Genomic DNA, 18,516 nt, shown 5'->3' with positions numbered 1-18,516 from the left:
CGGATCACTCGACGAACAGGATGGAACCGTTCACGCCGTAGTAGTCGTAGATCGAGCCGGGCTCCAGGCCCCGGACGCAGACTCCGACCTGACGCGCCCCGGTTCCGGCTTGCCCCGCAGGGACGATGCCCGAGATGACGATGTTCTCGCGCTCGTCATCGTAGAACGTGCTCATCACGAGCGGCGCGTTGCCGAGCATCACCATGGCAGGAGGGGCGCTCCCGTTCTTGGTGCAGATCGAGAGTTCGAACTCCCCACCCCTGTCGCTGGCGAATCCGACGGTCGCCGAGACCGTGGCGACACTGGATCCACCGAACACGAGCGTCGCCGTGTTGCCCAAGAAAGCCGGAGCTCCGTTGGTGGGTGTGAACCCACGCGTCGGAAGCGGAGAGGCTTGGTGCGCGAGCGAGAACACAGCGCCGGAACCTGGCGGGCCCTCGGGCCCTTGGGCACCTGGCGCTCCTGCAGGACCCGCTGGCCCGACGGGGCCTTGCGGACCGATCATCCCGTCGATTCCGTCGACGCCTGCCGGCCCCTCCACACCAGCGGGACCGGCGGGACCAGCCACGCCGGGAGGTCCCTGGGGACCGACAGGCCCTTGGGGACCCGGTGGTCCGGCCACCCCGCCCGAGTCACCGCACACCATCAACGAGACGAAACCGAGAACCCCCATCAGCGACTTCATCGCGCGACGCTAGGCCCCGATGAGCGCAGGGTCAAGTGGTGGCGATGAACCTCCCGGTCCGACAACACCGCTCGCGCTGTGTCGCGCCGTCTCAGTGCCTCGCTGGGGTCAGGCTCAGCTGGCGTGCTTGGTGATTAGCCGCGCGAGCGCCGGAATGGCCGACTCCACGTTGCTCTTCGCCATCCCGCGCAGGCTGCCATAAGCCTTCTTGACCACGCCGTTGGTGCTGCGCTCCGCCTTCTTGTCCGTGATGGACAGCATGGCATCGGCCGCGCGGCCCGCGTTGCTGCTGAAGTGGGCCACCACGTCCTTACCGGCGCTGACCGCCTCCTGGTGCATGGGCTCGAGCGCGCCCGCGAACTCGGGCAGCAGGTCGTTCACCACGTTGCGGATGAACCCGGGCTTGATGCCGCTGACGGTCTTGTAGCCCGCCTTGATGAACAGGTTCTTGGTCTTCACCTCGGCGTCGATCAGCGCGAGGCAGTCTTCGACGATGGTGGGCTTCTTCGAGGGATCGTTGAGGGCGTCGACGAGGCTTGGCATGGCGCAGAGGGTAGGGCCGCCCGCCCGCTGTGCAAGCCGCGCCGGGCCTTTCGTGCCCGGAGCGCTGCGCTACTTCGTGGCTTTCAGCACCACGAACTTGGGAGTGGCCGCCACCTGCTGCACCGAGCGGAACAGCCGGCTCAGCTTCGCGTGGTAGCCCAGGTGTCGGTTGCCCACGATCCACAGCTCGCCGCCGCGCACCAGCGCTGCGCGGGCCTGTTGGAACATGCGCCAGGCGAGCAAGTCGCCCACCACCTGTTGCTGGTGGAAGGGGGGGTTGCACAGCACCAGCTCCAGCGAACCCGGTGCCTGGCCAGCCAACCCATCGTCGACGCGCAGGGTCACCGGGCGGTCGCCGAGCGCCGCTTGCCAGTTCTCTCTCGCGGACTGCACCGCCATGTAGGACTCGTCCACGAGCGTCAGCTGCGCCTGCGGGTTGGCGAGGGCACAGGCGATGCCGAGCACGCCGTTTCCGCAGCCGAGGTCGGCCACGCGCCGCTCGCCCAGGCCCTCTGGCAGGTGCGGGAGGAACGCCCGCGTGCCGATGTCGAGGCCCTCGCGACAGAACACGTTGGCGTGGTTGAGGAGCGTGATCGGCGGCTGCTCCATGCGGTAGCGGCTCGGGTAGGGCGAGGTCGGGACAGGCTTGCTCTCGGGAGTGGCCCACAGCAGGCGAGACTTCTTGACCGCCAGCGAGGCCTGCACCGGCCCGATGTAGCGCTCGAGCAGCTCTCCGGCAGCGCGCGGGAGGTGCTTGATCATGCCCGCCGCGATGACCTGGGCGCCGGGAGCCAGCTCACCGTGCAAGCGGATCAGCTGCTCCTCCAGCAGGGCCAGGGTCTTGGGAACACGAATGAACACCCAGTCGAACGGCCCTCGCGCCACCTCATGGGCGGGAATGAAGCGCACGCTGTCCTCGCGCTGGCCGTTGAGCGCCAGGTTCCGCAGCAGGGCCATGTGGCCCAGGTGCGAGTCCCCGCTGCTGGTCACGTGGCAGTGGGCCGCAAGGCTGGTGCCGAGGGCGCCGAAGCTGTCGTTCAGCACCAACACGTGGGCATCGACGCTCAACCCCAGCGCATGCACGTGGCCGAGGAGATGCTCGTCGGCGGCGTCGAAGGCCTGCAGAGTCTCGTTGGGGATCTCGGGCTGGCGGAGCAGCTCGACCCGGGCGAAGGGCGTTTGGAGGATGGGCATGGGGCGTCGCGGCGAGCCGGGGGACGAGTAGCACAACGGCGTCGCGTCTTCGCGGGGCCTTGGTTTATCCTCCCGCGCTATGACCTTCAGCACCATGCAAGAGCGGCCGCTGCTCATCTCCGGGATCTTCGAGCACGGGCGCCGGATCTACGGCGAGAGCCGCGTCATCACCATGTCTCCCGGGGGCCGCCACGAGGCCACCTTTGCCGAGGTGGGCCGTCGCACGGCAGCGCTCGCGCACGCGCTCGGCAAGCTGGGCGTGGGCCGTGAGGACCGCGTGGGCACGTTCTGCTGGAACGACCAGGCGCACCTCGAGGCGTACTTCGCCATCTCGGGCATGGGGGCGGTGCTGCACACGCTCAACATCCGCCTGTTCCCCGACCAGCTCAGCTACGTGATCACGCACGCCGAGGACAAGGTCATCCTCATCAACGACACGCTGCTGCCGTTGCTCGCCAAGGTGGTGCACGAGCTCGACACGGTTCAGCACATCGTGGTCATCGGAAAGGGCGATGCGTCCTGCCTGAGCGCCGCGCCCAACGCGCAGCTGCACCGCTACGAGGACCTCATCGCCATGAGCCTCGATGAGGGCGACTACGCCTGGCCGGATCTCGACGAGCGCGCCCCCGCGGCCATGGCCTACACCAGCGGCACCACCGGCAACCCGAAGGGCGTGGTCTACAGCCACCGCTCCACCTACTTGCACGCGCTGGGCCTCGCCAGCGGCGCCACGGCGGGCCTCAGCGAGCGCGACATGGTGCTGCCGGTGGTGCCTATGTTCCACGCCAACGCGTGGGGCATCCCCTATGCCGCGTGGATGGTGGGAGCCGACTTCCTCATGCCCGGCCCGCTGCTGCAACCCGAGCCGCTGGTGGCCATGATCGAGAAGGAGCGCCCCACGTTCGCGGGCGCGGTGCCCAGCATCTGGACGGGCATGCTCCACCACTGCGAGGGCAAGCCCGTGGACCTCAGCTCGCTGCGTCTGGTGCTGTGTGGCGGCAGCGCCGTGCCCGAGTCGCTGATGCGCGGCTTCCAGGAGAAGCACGGCGTGACCATCATCCAGGCGTGGGGCATGACCGAGACCAGCCCGCTCGGCGCCGTGTCTTATGCGCCCAAGCAGGCCACTCCGGACCAGCAGTGGACCTACCGCAACCGCACCGGGCGTGTGTCCGCGTGTGTGGAGATGCGCATCGTGGCCGACGACGGCAGCATCCTTCCGTGGGATGGCTCGTCCGTGGGCGAGATCCAGGTGCGCGGCCCGTGGGTCACCGCCAGCTACTACGGCGTGGAAGATGGCGTGGGCGAGCCCAGCAAGTTCCAGGACGGCTGGCTGCGCACCGGCGACGTGGGCTACGTGGACCCGCGCGGCTACTGCCAGATCACCGACCGCGCCAAGGACGTGATCAAGTCAGGCGGTGAGTGGATCAGCTCCGTGGAGCTCGAGAACGCCATCATGGCGCACCCCAGCGTGCTCGAGGCCGCCGTGGTGGGCGTGCCCGACGCGAAGTGGGAAGAGCGCCCGCTCGCCTGCGTGGTGCCGAAGCCCGGGGCGACGCTCACCGACCAGGCCATCCACGACTTCCTCGGCGACAAGGTGGCCAAGTGGTGGCTGCCCGAGCGGTATGCGTTCATCGCGGAAGTGCCCAAGACGAGCGTGGGCAAGTTCGACAAGAAGGTGCTGCGCCAGCAGTACGCGGACGGGAAGCTGACGGTCATCACGCGGGAGTGACGAGTGGCAGGGGATGTGACACCGAGGCTCGCGTGCCTCTTCCTGCTGTGCGCAACCGTGGCTTCGTGCGCCGGACGAAGCCATGTGGTGGCATCCGACAACGGGTCGAGCGCCGGTCCGTCATCGCTCGTCGACGATGGCGCTGTTCGCGTTCGCGCTGTCGACATGGCAGGCGAGGTGCTTCGCAGTCTATCCGGCTATCAGGGCCACCCGTGGGAGTCGCTGCGGTCCATGTCACATCCGGTCCACGGGCTGACCATCTGGATCGACGAGGGCGCGACGCCCCGGCCGAGCATCACCGTCTTTCAGGACAGGGACACGGTCGATGCACGGCATGGATTCTGGACGACCGGGGAGTTCGTCGACGCTTGGCCCTCGCACGCGCGACGGCTCCTCGAGTGGGGAATCCCGCGAATGACCTACCCGGACGCCGAAGGTGAGTTGCCGGAGTCCTACGCGGTCGCCTTCCACAACCGCGAGTCGGATTCACGGTTGCTCATGGAGGCCGAGTACCCGGAGTACATCGCCAGGATGCCGGAGCCAGGCGGTCATGCCGCGCGGCCTCCCGACGTGGATCTGCTGATCAGGAACTACGACAGTTTGCGGATGTATTTCACGGTTCACGCGGACCGCCTGTACTTGTCTCATATGGTGCTGCAGATGGGCGCATCGTAGCCTCCACCATGCTTTCCCCTGCACGTGAGGCCAGCGTCGAGTCGGCATTCTCCCTGCTGGTGGCAGCGCTGTTGACGTGTGGCCTCACGGGCTGCGGCGCGTCCTCCACCGCACCGCAGGGCGCCGTTCGGCGAGGGGCCGAGGCCCGACCGGAGGTGACCGAGGCCACAGCAGGGACCGACTGGGTCTGGGTGGCTGCGCCTGTGTGGACGGCCGATGCGGACCCCATCCCAACTCGTGATGCTGGGCGCGGGTGGAACACGACGGATCCGACGCCTAGGGCATCCCATCGCCACTAGCCAATGTGGCGCCAACATCTTGACGTTGGCTGCTGCCCCGCCGCTGGTGGTCTGGACCGACTGCGCGCTCGGCACCGACGACCGATTCCTGCGCGCCGTCCGGCTCGCGGGCAACCCGTGGAGGGAGGAGCGCCTGCTCGCGCAGCTGCAGCGCCTGGTGGACGCCGGCAACTCGGTGCTGGTGGTGGAGCACGACATGTCGCTGGTGGCGGCCTGCGACTGGGTGGTGGACCTCGGCCCCGGTGCCGGTGACGAAGGTGGGCGCTTGGTCGCTCGCGATCCGCCGCAGGTGGCGGCGCGGCAGAGGGGCAGCCGCACCGCGCCCTGGCTGGCGAAGGAGCTCGGTGTATCGCACGCCTAGCGCGTCACTTGGGCCAGCCAGTCGGGCAGATTGTAGTAGTTGCTCACGCGCGCGATGCGACCGCCCACGACCTCGAAGAACGCGCCCGCCGGGAGCGTGTAGGTCTGCCCGGTGGCTTCGGGCAGGCCCTCGTCGGTGGCGAGGTACTCGCCGTGCACCACGAACTCGGCCGCCGCGCGGGTGCCGTCGGGGGACTGCATCACCACGATGTCTGCCAGTTGCTCGCGATAGCAGCGGTTCATCTTCAGCATGAAGGCCGCGAACGCCGCCTTCCCCACCTGGCGCGGCCCCTGGTTGATGTCGTGCACCACGTCGTCGGCCAGCAGCGCCAAGAAGGCAGGCATGTCGTGGGCGTTGAACGCGGCGTAGTACGCCGTGACGAGCGCGGTGGTGGTCATGCGACGCATGATAGATTCAGCCCCTCGCATGGTCATCGAATTGCTGCATGGGCGCGACATCGAGCCGCACATCGACGAGGTGGCGCGGCTCCGCATCGCGGTGTTCCGCGACTTCCCCTACTTGTACGACGGCACCGTGGAGTACGAGGCCGACTACCTGTCCACCTACGTGCGAAGCGCGGACAGCTTGTGCGTGCTGGTGCGCGACGGAGACCAGGTGGTGGGCGCCTCCACCGCGCTTCCGTTGGCCGACGAGACCGAGGCTTTCCAGCGGCCGTTCCTCGACGCGGGCTGGGACGTGGAGCGCATCTTCTACTACGCCGAGTCCGTGCTGCTCCCCGCGTACCGTGGCACTGGCCTCGGCGTGCGCTTCTTCGAGGAGCGCGAGGCGCACGCACGTCGCCTCGGGCGCTTCGGTTGGTGCGCCTTCTGCGCGGTGCAGCGGCCCGTCGACCACCCTCGCAGACCGGCCGACTACCAGCCCCTCGACGCCTTCTGGGCGCGGCGTGGCTACCGTCACCACCCGGAGCTGCACACCGAGTACCGCTGGCGCGACCTCGACGAGGACAGCGAGTCGGCGAAGCCGATGTCGTTCTGGATCAAGCCGCTCGCGGAGGAGTGATCGCCGTCAGTCCAGCACCAGCCTGCTCATGTTCACCACCACCCCCGAGATGGCGGCCGCGCCATCGGAGGCCAGGAACACGAGGGTGGCGGCCAGATCATCCAGCGTGGACAGGCGCTTCAGCACGGTGCCGGTCGCGGCGCCCTCCAGCATTTGCTCCACCGTGAGTCCCTGTAGCCGCGCCTCGGTGGCGAACACCCCCGCCGCGTGCGAGCCCCGCAGCAGCGTCTGCGGAATGGCGTGCGAGCGAACGCACACGCTACGCACGCCGCTTCCGCCGAGCTCGCCGGCCAGGTGCCGCGAAAACGCCTCGACCCTGTGCGGCGCCACCGCCTTGGCGATGATGAAGCTGCTGCGGATGTAGGTGTCCACCGGCAGCACGAACTCGGTGAGCCGGGGTCTGTGCACCGCATGGCACAGCTCGGCACACTTTCCTCTGGCATACGGTGTGCTCTGGCTTCCGAGCAGGAGCCCTGAACATGAACCCGACCGCCATGACCGCTCGAGCCCTGTGGGCCTCGATCATGCTGCCCTGCCTCGCCCTTGGATGCGCCTACAGCGATGGTGGGGTGGGCGACCCGTACGTGGGCGTGACCCCGGGCGGCGTTCAGGACATCGGCTATGCCCGAGAGATGGTTCGGCGCGGTCAGCTGCCCGACGCGACCGCGATCACCGCTGAGGGCCTCTTCAGCGAACATGACCTGCCCGTGGAGGGTGAGCCCTGCGCGAGCCTGCTCTGCCTCCGACCCGCGTTCGCGGTCGTCCCATCGCTCGACGGTGCCAGCACGGAGTACTGGCTGCAGGTCGGTCTGGCCTCGGGGCTCAGCCACCTCGAGCGCCCACCGATGGACCTCACCATCCTCATCGACAAGTCGGCGAGCATGGCAGGCGACATGGCGGAGACGAACCAGGCTGCGATCAACATGCTGAGGCACCTCGGCGTGGAGGACGCCGTATCCGTCCTGACCTTCGACCAGCAGGTCCGCGAGGTCCACCCGCATGGCCCCATCGAGGACCTTGCGGCGCTCGAGCGGGACGTCGCGGCCATCCAGGCGGACGGGGGGTGGGACATGGACCCTGCGTTGGAGCGAGCCGTGGCGGTCCAACGGGCCGCGGTCGGCGATGCCCCACGACTCCGCCGCGTCGTCGTGCTCAGCTGCGGGTACCCCGACGCACAGGCTGGCTCGGGGTTCTCGGCGCTGCTCGAGCGCGCCGCGGCCGACCGGATCGGGTTCACCTTCGTGGGGATCCTCCTCGGGTACAACGCGGACCTCGCAGACGCGCTCGGTCGCACCGGCGGGGGCAGCTACCACTACGTGCAGGATCTCGAGTCGACCGCCGCGCTGTTCGAGGAGGGCTTCGATCTTCGTGTGACGCCGCTCGCCTACGACTTGAACGTGGAGCTCAGCCACACTGGCGGGCGCATCGCGGCGATGTATGGCGTCCCTGGTGTCACGCCAGGCGAGGGCCCCACCAAGCTCATCGAGATCGCGACTGCATTCCCTAGCGAGCGGAGCGGCGCCATCGCGCTGCGGCTCGACGCGCCATTCGAAGGATCTCTCACGCTCAGCTATCGCGCGGAGCCGAGCTTCGGGTTCGACGACGGCGCCGAGCAGGTCTCCGTGTCGCCCGGGGTCAGCGACGAGGCGCAGTTCAGCACCGCCGGTGTGCGCAAGATCGTGGCCTTGTCCCGCTTGGCCGAGGAGCTCCGAGCGGCCCTCCGGGAGGCCCTCGTCGACCGCGTGCGGGCGCTCGAGCGGCTCGACGTCCTCTCGACCTACCTCACGGCCGAGGCCGAGGCGCTGAACGACCCGGACCTGCGAGTCGAGGTCACCTTCGTGGGGGACATCGCGGCGCTGATTCGGTAGCTCGCACGTCCGTGACCAAGGCCCACGTCGGACTCACGACGCGGCGTGGCTGCCCTGCCGTCGCCACGCTGCCGGCGTGAGCCCGTGGGTGCGCCGGAACAGCCGGATGAAGTGGGTGACGTCCGCGTAGCCCACGCGCTCGGCGATGACCTCCACGCGCTCGTCGGTGCCCCGCAGCCGCCGCCGCGCTTCGGCCATGCGGTATTCGAGGATCCACTGGCCCACCGTGCGCCCCGTCTCCTTGCGCATGACGCTGGCCACGTGGGTGGGTGAGCGGTCCACGGCCTGGGCGACTTGCGCGAGCGAGAGCGACTCGAGCGCGTTGGCCTCGATGTACGTGAGCGCTTGGCGCGCGGTGCCCTGGCCAGCGGGGTCCGGGGCGGGCTCGGGGCTGCTCATGCGCACGAGCTCGATCAGCACCAGGCGGAGCAAGGCGCTCACCGCGTCGTCCCGCGAGGGCTGCGCCTCCTCGAGCTCATGCTCGAGGAGGCGCATCCACTCCTCGAGGCGCCGGCGCTGGGTGGCGTCCGGCCGGAGGACTGGGTGGCACCCGCTGCGCACGCGCAGGAGCGGGCCGAGCTTCAGCCCAGCGTGGCTGCCCCAGCTGGTGTCGTCCTGCGGAAAGGCCTCGGGGTGGAACGCGAGCGCCCAGCCCTCCATGTCGTCGAAGTGCGCGGCGCCATGGGCATCGCCCGGCGGAATGAGGTGCACGTCTCCGGCGCGCAGCACGAGATCGCCGGTGTGCCGGATGCGCGAGAGCCCGCGCGTGATCAAGACGATGACCGCGTAGGTATGGGCGAAGGTCCCCGGTTGGGCAGCGTGGGGCTCGTGCCCACGGAAGCGCTGCACCCACACGGGGGACTGGTGACGCTCGAAAGCCTCGCGCGAGCACGAGGGCGTAGCAGTCGGGGCTTTGGCCTTGGTCATGGTTGCGCGAGCGAGTCGGGATCCCAGCGCGTGAGGAACACCTTGAACTGTAGCGAGAGAAAGATCGCCCGGGGAGCCACGAACCCGGCCTGGGCCAGCATGGCGGCGAGGGCTGCGTCCGACTCCACGGGCTTCATCTGCGCGTAGAGCGGACGTCGACGCTCGATGTCCTCGCGGGGCGCACCGAGGGCCCGTTGCCGCCGCAGCTCCACGTCCACCAGCACGGGGTCCATGCCCACGCGACAGCCCACCACCAGAGGCGCGCCGGGCTTCAGCCTGCGAGCCACCTCGCGCAGCAGCCCGCACCGCGCCTCCTGACCTTCCACGTGGTGCAGCACGCCCATCATCTGCGCCCCGTCGAACGGCTGGCCCTCCGGCAGCGTGTGAAGCTCGCCCACGTGCAGCTGCGTGCGCGCGAGCAGGCTCTCGGTCTCGAGGCGCTGGCGAGCGACCGCGAGCATCGCCTCCGAAGGGTCCACGCCCGTGAAGCGCCAGCCGGGCACGTCGAAGCGCGTGTAGGGCAGCAGCTCCGCGCCCGTGCCCACGCCCACGAACAGCAGCGATGCCGCGTCTTGGCCATCGAGCTGCGCGGTCAACGCACTGACCCCCAGCTCGTAGAGCGCCGCGGCGCCAGCGAGCGCGATGGAGGCCTGGGCGTCGTAGTGCGCGGCGCGGTCGGCGCCGAAGCCGTGCATGGGGTGCTGGTGCGGGGAGTCCGTGTGCTCGTGCGACATGAGCCACAGCATGCGGCGCCGCACCGATCCGCGGGAGAGCAAGGACTCTCGCGCGATCGGCGGATCTTCCGCCTCGCCCGCTACTCGTTCCCGTCGCCCGCGTCGCTCTTGCCCACCGCCAGCTGCACCAGGTGTTCGCGGCGCACGCCCTTGCCGGTCCAGTCCGGCCGCTGCTGCGAGGCCACGGCCACCACCTCGAGGCGCGCGCGCGGGGCCAGGCCCTCGAGCTGCCGGTCGGCGGCCACGCGCTCGTCGCCCAGCTGCCCGTCGCCCACCAAGAGCACGATGTGGCTGCCCGGACGCACCACCTTGCGCATGCCCTTGAGCATGGCCACCACCTGATCGTCCCACAGGTCGGCGGGGTCCTGGCCGTGCATGCGGGATTGGTTCAGGTCGCGCCGCGCGCCCAGCTCGTTGCGCTCGAGCTGCGTGGGGTCGATGCCCAGCCACGGGTAGCGCCGCACGTGGTGGTGCACGTAGTCGTAGGTGCCGCCATAGGGAGGCGACGAGAGCACCAGGTCCACTGGCGCGGCGCCCACGTGGTCGCGCAGCTTGCGGGCGTCGCCCTGCACCAGGCGGGGGGCGAACACCTCGGCGGGCGCGCGCTCCGTGATCTGGGCCTCCAGCTCGACCCAGCGGTCCAGCCACTCCATGCCGCGGCGCACGAAGAACTCGGTGGGCAGGCCCTTGCGGATGCGCCGCTCGGCCACGCGCTCGGTGGTCTCGGCGCGCTGGATGCTGAACTTCACCACGATGGCGCTGAAGAGCATCTCCAACAGGCGCCGGTCGTCTTCGTTTTCGAGCGCCGCGATCTCGGCGTGCAGGCCGGCAAGCTCCTTGAGCGTGTGGCCCTCGTACCACTTGGCGTCTTCGGGCGTGAGCGGGGCCTGCGTGTGGGTGCGCGTGCGCACGCGCTCTTCGGAGCGCTCGCCCAGCCCTTCGATGGTCACGGCCAAGCGCTCGCGGCGCACGGCGTCCACGCGTGTGGTCTTCACCTCGGCGATGCGGATGGCCAGCGGGTTGAGGTCCACGCCCGCGCTGCGCCGCCCGAGGGTCATGGCCTCCACCAACACGGTGCCGCTGCCGCAGAAGGGGTCCACCACGCGCGCGCCGGGCTTGGTCAGGCGCTCTATGACGTGCGTGGCGATGGCCGCGTGCATGCGCGCGGGGTAGGCGTGCATGCCGTGCGTGGCCACGTCGGGCGGGCTGTGCTCCGCCGCCTGCATGGCCTCGCCGAGGGCCGCCGCGTGGGTGGCGTCGCCGCGCGTGGTGACCGCGCCGCCCACGTTGGCGAGGGCGCTGCGCACCACCGGCGTGCGCTGCGGCTCCGCGCTGCGCGGGCTCGGTGAGCGCGGGCCCTTCGGGCCGTTCGGGCGCGGGGCCGACGGGCGGCTGGGGCGGGGAGTGCGGTCACGTGGGGGCATGGTGGGAGCTCGGGGGCAGGTCGAAGAAGGCGCGCAGGGCGTGGTAGGCGGGGGTCCGCTGGCCCTCGCGATCACGCGCGACGAAGCGGTCCTCTGCGCACACGGTGTCGGCGACATCTTGCTGGCGCGCGCATGTCCATACACTGAAGAGGGCCTCCGCGCCCTCCCGCGGGATCGCGTCCAGCCGCCGAAGGGGCAAAAGGCCTGCCTCGGCCGCCCCGCGCAGCGCCCGCTCGGGGGTGCGCGCGTCGCAGCAGACCACCCCTCGGCCTCCGGGCGCCAGGAGCGCTCCTATGGCGGCCAAGTAGGCCTCCACGCCGCCGCGCAGCTCCACGCGCGCATAGCGGCGCTGCTCGTCCGGCGAGGGCGTGGACGTGCCCACGGGCATGTAGGGCGGCGTGCCGGAGATGAGCTGCGGCCCCTCCCCGCGACCGAGCGCCTGCAGCAGCGCCGCGCGCGGCTCGGGCTGCAGTAAGTCGCGCAGGTCGCCCCGCTGCACCGTGATGCGGTCCACCTGGCCGTTGCGCTCCACGTTCTGTTGCGCCAGCTGGAAGGACACGTCTTGCGCCTCTACCCCCACGACGCGCGCGCCCGGCAGCTTGTAGGCCACCATCAGCAGCACCGAGCCCAGCCCGCAGCCGAGGTCCACATAGTGCGTGGCGTCTGGCCGCGCGCGACACGCCTCGTGGGCGGTCAGCACGTCGTCGATGGAGTAGCGGTGGCCCTGCTTGCGCTGCAGGACGCGGTAGCCGCCCGTGAGCGCGTCGTCCGTGAGTGGGCCCAGCTGCGGCTCGGTCACGGCGTGGCGGGCTGGAGCGCGCTCACCCGCACCAGGCCGCGCACGGCCACGCTGTCGTCCACCGCGATGAACACGTCGGACTGCTCGTAGGCCGCGTAGCGCCGCAGCTCGCGTGCCCAGCCGGGCTGGTTGAGGCGCGCGATGACGCGCCCTTCGAAGATGACCTCGGTGCCGGCCGGTACGCGGAAGAGCGGGTGTGCATTCTCGTCGGAGATGCGCTGGGGCAATGCGGCACCACTGCGCCCCGCACCGGAGGGGGGCACGATGGTGGCTGCCGCAGGCACCAGATCACCCTGAACGAAGCCCACCAGGTAGGGGCCGGAGCCCACGCGCACGGCGTGCCAGGGGCCCTCGTCGCGCACCAGCTCCACCGTCAGGCCCGGGTTCAGGGCCGGAAGCGTGTAGACCAGCGCCCCGCCAGGTGCCTCGTAGAGCCCCACCTCGGTGGCGGGCAGGCGGCGCGTGCTGCCCTCGGGCAGCGACTCCGTGGCCGCGCTCGTGTCGGCGCCCAGGCCCACCACGGGGAAGCTGCCCTCCCAGGTGCCGAGCCCGTCGCGCAGGCGCGGATCCGCGACCAGCGGCGTGACCGCGATGCGCGTGCGGCGCTCTTCGCTGTCGGGGCCCAGCACGCGCACCAGGTTGCCCACGCCCACCGACACCGGGGTGCCGCGCACGCGGCCACCGCGCAGCACGCGCGCAGCCAAGCGGCTGGTGGTGAAGTACAGGCCCTCGACCGTCATGGCGCCGTTGATGCGCACCGCCACGCGCTCCCCGCCCAGCGGGCCAGCGACCTCGAAGGCAGCGTCTGGCGACAGATAGCCCACCGGCGCGTCGTTCGCGTTGGGGCCCAGGTAGAGCGCTGGGCCAGTGCCCGGCCCCGCCAAGAGCATGGGTGGCACGGCTCCCGGTAGATCCGCCGCGACGGCGCCTGCCACACCGAGGCCGCTCGTCGTGTCAGCCGTTTGGCTTCCCCCACGGTTACAGCCAGACAGAGCGGCGAGCGCACCCATCACCATAAGCCAGCGCAAACTCATGCCTCCCTGGTAGCCCACTCGGGGCTTCTTTTCCAGATCCCTCTCAGAGACCGCCCAGGATCTCGAGCTCGCGCCGCTGCTCGGGGGTGAGCTGGCGCCGGCTGACGTAGGCCAGCGACACCATGCGGCGGCCTCGGCCGGCGCTGGCGGTGAGGGTGATGCGCGCAGTCTGGTCGGGGCTCGCGCCCTCGCCCTGGCGCTCGAAGGTGACGGTGCGAAGGCCCACGCCCTCGCCGTCGGTCTGGGCCGGGGCGCCGTACTTGCGCTCGAGGCGCTGGCGGGTGGCCGTGGCCGTGGCCGTGGCCGCGTCGCCCTCCAGCTGGGCAATCACGACGATGCGGCACAGGTGGTCGCCGCAGAAGTTCAGCACCACCTCGGCCCCGCTCGGGAAGCCGATGTCCGTCAGCGGGGCGGAGCAACGCTCCACCACCGAGCCGCTCACGCGCTCGATGCTGTAGCTGTGCCCCTCGCGCTCACAGGCCTCGTGTGCCTCCGCGGCCGTCCAGCCAAAGCGGAATCCGGCGAGGCCGGGGCTCGCCTGGGCGGCGGCCGGTGTTGGGCCAGCGAGCCACGGTAGGGCGAGGGAGAGTGTGAGGAAGAGCAGCGAGCGGGAGGGCGTCGGCATCAGTCGGGCTCACGATACCATCAAGCGATGGTCAAGAGGGAAGGCTCGAAGCCCTCGGGGCGCTCGAGACCGAGCAAGAAGAGGCTGGTGGCCGCCACGCTGGCGAGGCCGGCAGCGTGGACGTCCGCCATGCGCAGGCCATTCACGCGCTCGAGCACGGGGGCGTACACGTGGCAGGGCACGGGGTTCAGGGTGTGGCTGGTCTTGGCCGCGCGCTGGCCCGCGGCGTTGGTCTTGAAGGTGCCGCTCTTCTTGTCGAACTCGTACATCTCGTCGGCGTTGCCGTGGTCGGCCGTGATGATGAGCGCGCCCTCGAGCTTGCGAATGACGGGCAGCAGCCGCGCGAGGCACAGGTCCACCACCTGCACCGCGGTGATGGCCGCGTCGCGGTGGCCGGTGTGCCCCACCATGTCGCCGTTGGCGTAGTTGATGCGGCCCGCCCGCAGCTTGCCCGAGGTGAGCGCGAGAAGCGTGGCGTCCGTGATCTCGGCGGCCTTCATCCACGGGCGCTGCTCGAACGGCAGGCGGTCGCTCGGCACCTCCACGTAGTGCTCGTACTGCTCGTCGAAGTAGCCGCTGCGGTTGCCGTTCCAGAAGTAGGTCACGTGCCCGAACTTCTGCGTCTCGCTGCACGCGAACTGCGCGATTCGGTTGCGCGCCAGGTACTCGCCGAGGGTGCGATCGATGGCCGGCGGGTCCACCAGGTAGCGCTCCGGCAGATGCAGGTCGCCGTCGTACTGCATCATGCCCGCGAAGAGCAGGTCGGGCAGCGGCCCGCGCGGGAACACGCTGAACGTGGGCTCGGTCAGGGCGCGCGTGATCTCGATGGCCCGGTCGCCGCGGAAGTTGAACAGCACCACGGCCGCGCCGTCGCGCATGCGGCCCACGGGCGCGCCATCCGCGTCCACCACCACGAAGCCGGGCAGGTTCTGGTCCGTGATCCCCGGCTGCTCGTCGCGCATGCTCAGCAACGCCCCGCGCGCGCTGCGGAAGCCGCGCCCCTCGCCCAGCACGTGCAGCTGATAGCCCCGCGCCACCATGTCCCAGTCCGCCTCGTAGCGGTCCATGGTCACCGTCATGCGACCGCCGCCGCTGGCCACGCGGTAGTCGCGCTCGGGCTGCGCCGAGAGCTCGCTCAGCAGCGCCTCGAGGGGGTCCAGGTAGTCGAGCGCGCTGGTCTCGGGCACGTCACGGCCGTCGAACAGCACGTGCACCCGCACCTGCTTCACGCCCTCGGCGTGGCAGCGCTTCAGCATGGCCGTCAGGTGGTCCTGGTGGCTGTGCACGTTGCCGTCGCTCAAGAGCCCGATGAAGTGCAGCGCCTCGCCGGTCTCGCGCACGCGGCCGGTCAGCTCGCGCCACACGGCGCCCTCGAAGATCTCGCCCGAGGCGATGGCCCGCTGCACCCGCTTCGCGCCCTGGTCGAAGACGCGCCCCGCGCCGAGCGCGTTGTGGCCCACCTCGCTGTTGCCCATGTCCTCGTCGCTGGGCAGGCCCACGCTCACGCCGTGCGCGCGCAGGGTGGTGGTCCACGGCCCCTTGCCGAGCGCGTCCAGCACGGGGGTGTGTGCCAGGTGCACCGCGTTGCCCTCGTCGGACCGTCCGAGGCCCACCCCGTCCATCACGACCGTGAGGACTGGGCCAGGCACGCCGGCGAACTGGGGATGGGGCTGTAGGGTGAAGTCGGTCATGGCGCGGGTGATAGCAGACCCGGGGGGCTGCGTCCGAGCAGCACGTCCACGAAGGTCTCGGCCGTGGACATCCGTGCCGCTTCGCGGGCGCCTTGCTCCAGCTTCGCCCGGAGCTCGTGGTCCCGCTCCAGTCGCTCGATGGCCTGGGCCAGGGCGTGCGGGTCTTCGGGCTCCACCAAGAGGGCGTTGACGCCGTCGTCCAGGTGATCGCGCATGGCTGGGGTGGCGGACGCCACGACCGCGCGCCCGGCTGCGAGCGCCATGGCGGCCACGGTGATTCCGGCCGCGCAGGTGGGGTCACGCGAGAGCGGCAGGACCACGAAGCGGCTGCCCGCCAACGCCTGACAGAAGGACCGAAAATCCGCCTCGCCGCGATAGTCGAGACCTGCCGCGGGCGGTCCCGCCGGACCGTAGTGGTAGAGATGGATGGGCAGCGTCTCGGGGCTGCGTCGCAGCGCGCTGGCTATGGCCAGCGTCTCGGTGTCACGCAGGTGCTGACCCCCCGAGAACGCATAGGGCTGACTCGGGGTACCTGTTCGAGCTTCGAAGTAGCGCGGATCCACTAGGTATGGGTGCAGCAAGAGCGCCTCGGAGGGAACGCCATACCAAGCGTAGAGAGCCGCGTACCCCGGAAAGCAGGAGATGATCGCGAGCCTCTCGCTCGGCCACCACCGCGTGGTGGCTCGTTGACGCGCATCAGGCATCCAGCGCGTCCGGAACGCTCCAAAGTCGGCCAGCATGTGGAAGTCCATCACCCTCACGTCGAAGGCCTCGGCACCCGGTTCGCGCTCGAACAGGGCCGTGGCGTCCGCGTAGCTCGTGCAAAGCACCAAGTCTCCTTGGGTGAGGTCGAAGGGTCCACTCCGCGACATGCGTGCAATCGGGATCCTTCGCTGCTCCAGCGCTTCGGCGACTGGAGTCATGGTGGAGCCCGCCGTCACCGGCTCGTTCGGCCCCAGAATCACCACGCGGGCGGGGGGTCTCGGGGGGGCGGGCGCTGCGGATGCGTTGGGCCATCTTGCGCCCACCGCGAACGCAGAGCGCCGGGTGTTCGTGGCGGTGCGTTCGAAGCCGATGGTGCGGAGGTGGACGTTGGCACGTTGCGCGCGTTCGGCGGCGTCTTCGAGGGCGCGCCGCGCCGTGTCGTCGGGGACCCGCAGCGCCACGTGGCGCTCGCGGTCCGCCGTTGGAAGCACGTCGCGGATCTCGAGTTCCTCGCACGCTGACCGCTTCATGAGGTCGAACAGCGCTGGAAGCTCTTCCACGTTGGCGTTGGTCAGCACGAAGGACACAGTCCTACGCACCGGGACGGTCGCCGCTAGCGCGAGCGCCGTCAGTGTCTGACGAAACGCTCCAGGGACTCCGACCATCGCGTCGTGGGTAGCGGGCGTCGCACCGTGCAGCGAGATGCGCACCGCAGCGAGACCCCGATCGACCAAGTGCGAGAGTCGTCCGGGCTTGGCCATGGCGCGCCCGTTGGTGACCAGCACAGGCGACAGTCCACGTCGCGCCACGCTCTCGATGATCGCCGGGAGGTGTGGGCTGAGCGTGGGCTCGCCCCCCGAGAGGCGAACCTCCACGGCGTCCAGATGCGGCCCCAGCTTGGCCAGGATGCCGTCCACCGCGGCTTCCAGCTCCTCCAGCGGGACCGGGACGCCGTCCAGTGCCGCGGACTCGGAGCAGAAGCTGCAGACGTTGTTGCAGGTCCGCGTGACGCGAATCCAGTGGACCAAGGGCATGGTTAGATCTTGCCCTCGTTCGCCGCCAATTCGGCGTGGATGGCAGCCATCATCGCAGCAGCCATCTGGCGAACGTCGAAGTCGCGGAGGGCACGTTCCCGCGCGGCGCGGCCGATCCGTTCTCGTTTCGCATGGTCGGTGTGGAGGTCGAGGAGAGCCGCTCGCAGCGCCAACGCATCGCCTTCGGGGACGAGCACCACGTGCTCCCCGTCGTTCGCGTAGTGCTCGATATGCGCGTTGCGCGTGGCCACCACGGCACGCCCCATCAGCATGGCCAGCGCGAGCACGGTGAGCCCGATGGAGCGCGTGTAGCCTACCAACGGAATCGCGACGATCTCGGCCTCGGCGATCGCGTCGCAGAAGCCCGTGAGCGGGAGCCTGCCCGTATGCGTCACGTTGGGGTGAGGCGGGCCCGGATTGGACGTCACGAGGACGAGCTGGAGCTCGGTTCCTTCTACGGCCTCGAGCAAGACCCCGTGGTCGCGGCCGCTGTCCCCTCCTCCGAACACCCGACCGCACACCACGCTGCGTTCGCGCGACAGCCGGTCGAGTTCCATGGGCCAGAATTGGTAGTGCACGTTTCGTGTGTACGACTCGAGGTCGTATCCGAAGGGTGTAGCCATCACCCACATGTGCAGGTGCTTCAGACTCACCGGGGGATAACTCAGCTGGCGGAGCGTCCACTCGAGGTGCCGCGCCCAAACCACCCATGGCAAGGTTGGCGCAGCGGTCGCCAGCCACATCCACTCGGGTGGCCGCAGGTTGCCGAACACCGCCGTTGCCGAACTCGCCAAGTCAGCCAACTCGCGCACCTCACCCACGTCGCGCAACCACCACTCCGTCCCCGCGAACTCCACGTCGGGCATCTCCCCGAGCTCGGCTTCGAGGCGCAGGCGGTCCGCCGGATGCGGTCGAATCCAATCGACCGCCCACCCCGCAGACGCGGCCTCTCGCACGAGGGCGCGCGACACGGCTTCGGAGTACACGAAGTCGTCGAAGTCGAGGTCGACGCAGAGTAGGCGTGGACGTGAGTCCTTGGTGGTGGCCGCATGCAGCGCATTCCAGTGGGCCTCACCGGCCGGTGTGGGCCGAGCGCCAATGGAAAGGTCGCTGAGCGCCGCGGCGGCCTCCGCGTGGCCCCGGTCGGTCACGGCAGCGACCACTGACAG

At 70.1% G+C, this 18,516-nt stretch carries 19 protein-coding genes; 5 read left to right on the top strand and 14 right to left on the bottom strand.

The window, feature by feature from the left end:
* Positions 1-4 precede the first annotated feature (4 nt).
* From IPI43_33960 to IPI43_33950, 3 genes are all read right to left on the bottom strand, one after another.
* Positions 5-685 (bottom strand): hypothetical protein, encoded by a 681-nt coding sequence (locus tag IPI43_33960; protein ID MBK7779069.1) that lies wholly within the window; start codon positions 683-685, stop codon positions 5-7.
* A 114-nt stretch (positions 686-799) separates the two neighbouring features.
* Positions 800-1,228, bottom strand: coding sequence for a hypothetical protein (locus IPI43_33955; protein MBK7779068.1), 429 nt, complete (start codon positions 1,226-1,228; stop codon positions 800-802).
* 69 nt (positions 1,229-1,297) lie between these two features.
* Positions 1,298-2,422: a class I SAM-dependent methyltransferase gene (locus tag IPI43_33950; GenBank protein ID MBK7779067.1), complete on the bottom strand. Its 1,125-nt coding sequence runs from the start codon at positions 2,420-2,422 to the stop codon at positions 1,298-1,300.
* 79 nt (positions 2,423-2,501) lie between these two features.
* Here IPI43_33950 and IPI43_33945 point away from each other — a divergent pair, with 79 nt between their 5' ends.
* The 3 genes from IPI43_33945 to IPI43_33935 all read left to right on the top strand — a co-directional run bounded on the left by IPI43_33945 (position 2,502) and on the right by IPI43_33935 (position 5,486).
* Complete coding sequence (locus tag IPI43_33945) at positions 2,502-4,151, top strand: long-chain fatty acid--CoA ligase (protein MBK7779066.1); 1,650 nt, start codon at positions 2,502-2,504, stop codon at positions 4,149-4,151.
* An 87-nt stretch (positions 4,152-4,238) separates the two neighbouring features.
* Positions 4,239-4,826: a hypothetical protein gene (locus IPI43_33940; GenBank protein MBK7779065.1), complete on the top strand. Its 588-nt coding sequence runs from the start codon at positions 4,239-4,241 to the stop codon at positions 4,824-4,826.
* Between the two features lie 324 nt (positions 4,827-5,150).
* Positions 5,151-5,486 carry a hypothetical protein gene (locus tag IPI43_33935; GenBank protein ID MBK7779064.1) on the top strand — a complete coding sequence of 112 codons (336 nt, stop codon included), beginning with the start codon at positions 5,151-5,153 and terminating at the stop codon, positions 5,484-5,486.
* Here IPI43_33935 and IPI43_33930 read toward each other — a convergent pair.
* Entirely contained in the window at positions 5,483-5,884 is a 402-nt protein-coding gene (locus IPI43_33930) for a nuclear transport factor 2 family protein (protein ID MBK7779063.1), read from the bottom strand. The two genes, IPI43_33935 and IPI43_33930, sit on opposite strands and share 4 nt — an antisense overlap.
* A gap of 28 nt (positions 5,885-5,912) precedes the next feature.
* Here IPI43_33930 and IPI43_33925 point away from each other — a divergent pair, with 28 nt between their 5' ends.
* Positions 5,913-6,506, top strand: coding sequence for a GNAT family N-acetyltransferase (locus IPI43_33925; protein MBK7779062.1), 594 nt, complete (start codon positions 5,913-5,915; stop codon positions 6,504-6,506).
* A 6-nt stretch (positions 6,507-6,512) separates the two neighbouring features.
* On the opposite strand, the gene IPI43_33920 is transcribed toward IPI43_33925, so the two are convergent.
* Positions 6,513-6,914: an SDR family oxidoreductase gene (locus IPI43_33920; GenBank protein MBK7779061.1), complete on the bottom strand. Its 402-nt coding sequence runs from the start codon at positions 6,912-6,914 to the stop codon at positions 6,513-6,515.
* Between the two features lie 71 nt (positions 6,915-6,985).
* Here IPI43_33920 and IPI43_33915 point away from each other — a divergent pair, with 71 nt between their 5' ends.
* Entirely contained in the window at positions 6,986-8,374 is a 1,389-nt protein-coding gene (locus tag IPI43_33915) for a VWA domain-containing protein (protein MBK7779060.1), read from the top strand.
* Between the two features lie 33 nt (positions 8,375-8,407).
* On the opposite strand, the gene IPI43_33910 is transcribed toward IPI43_33915, so the two are convergent.
* The 9 genes from IPI43_33910 to IPI43_33870 form a co-directional block, all read right to left on the bottom strand.
* On the bottom strand, positions 8,408-9,301 hold the full coding sequence (locus tag IPI43_33910; GenBank protein MBK7779059.1) for a helix-turn-helix transcriptional regulator: 894 nt from the start codon (positions 9,299-9,301) through the stop codon (positions 8,408-8,410).
* Positions 9,298-10,035, bottom strand: a complete 738-nt coding sequence (locus IPI43_33905) for a class I SAM-dependent methyltransferase (GenBank protein MBK7779058.1) — start codon at positions 10,033-10,035, stop codon at positions 9,298-9,300. The genes IPI43_33910 and IPI43_33905 overlap by 4 nt, the downstream gene beginning before the upstream one ends.
* An 80-nt stretch (positions 10,036-10,115) precedes the next feature.
* A complete protein-coding gene (locus IPI43_33900; protein MBK7779057.1) occupies positions 10,116-11,459 on the bottom strand; it encodes a hypothetical protein in 1,344 nt (447 codons plus the stop codon).
* The gene (locus tag IPI43_33895) at positions 11,446-12,258 is read right to left on the bottom strand and encodes a methyltransferase domain-containing protein (protein ID MBK7779056.1); all 813 of its coding nucleotides are present in this window, start codon (positions 12,256-12,258) and stop codon (positions 11,446-11,448) included. Before IPI43_33895 ends, IPI43_33900 begins: the two co-directional genes overlap by 14 nt.
* Entirely contained in the window at positions 12,255-13,157 is a 903-nt protein-coding gene (locus IPI43_33890) for a hypothetical protein (protein MBK7779055.1), read from the bottom strand. The genes IPI43_33895 and IPI43_33890 overlap by 4 nt, the downstream gene beginning before the upstream one ends.
* A gap of 178 nt (positions 13,158-13,335) precedes the next feature.
* A complete protein-coding gene (locus tag IPI43_33885; protein ID MBK7779054.1) occupies positions 13,336-13,917 on the bottom strand; it encodes a hypothetical protein in 582 nt (193 codons plus the stop codon).
* A 20-nt stretch (positions 13,918-13,937) separates the two neighbouring features.
* Positions 13,938-15,608, bottom strand: coding sequence for a 2,3-bisphosphoglycerate-independent phosphoglycerate mutase (locus IPI43_33880; GenBank protein ID MBK7779053.1), 1,671 nt, complete (start codon positions 15,606-15,608; stop codon positions 13,938-13,940).
* Positions 15,605-17,347 (bottom strand): radical SAM protein, encoded by a 1,743-nt coding sequence (locus tag IPI43_33875; GenBank protein MBK7779052.1) that lies wholly within the window; start codon positions 17,345-17,347, stop codon positions 15,605-15,607. The genes IPI43_33880 and IPI43_33875 overlap by 4 nt, the downstream gene beginning before the upstream one ends.
* Before the next feature lie 2 nt (positions 17,348-17,349).
* On the bottom strand, positions 17,350-18,498 hold the full coding sequence (locus IPI43_33870) for a glycosyltransferase (GenBank protein MBK7779051.1): 1,149 nt from the start codon (positions 18,496-18,498) through the stop codon (positions 17,350-17,352).
* Between the last annotated feature and the right edge of the window lie 18 nt (positions 18,499-18,516).

The sequence above is a fragment of the Sandaracinaceae bacterium genome (assembly GCA_016706685.1).
Classification (GTDB): domain Bacteria; phylum Myxococcota_A; class Polyangia; order Polyangiales; family Houyiibacteriaceae; genus JADJJE01.
The sequence above is the reverse complement of the archived record's forward strand: the minus strand, read 5'-3'. Positions and strand labels throughout refer to the sequence as shown.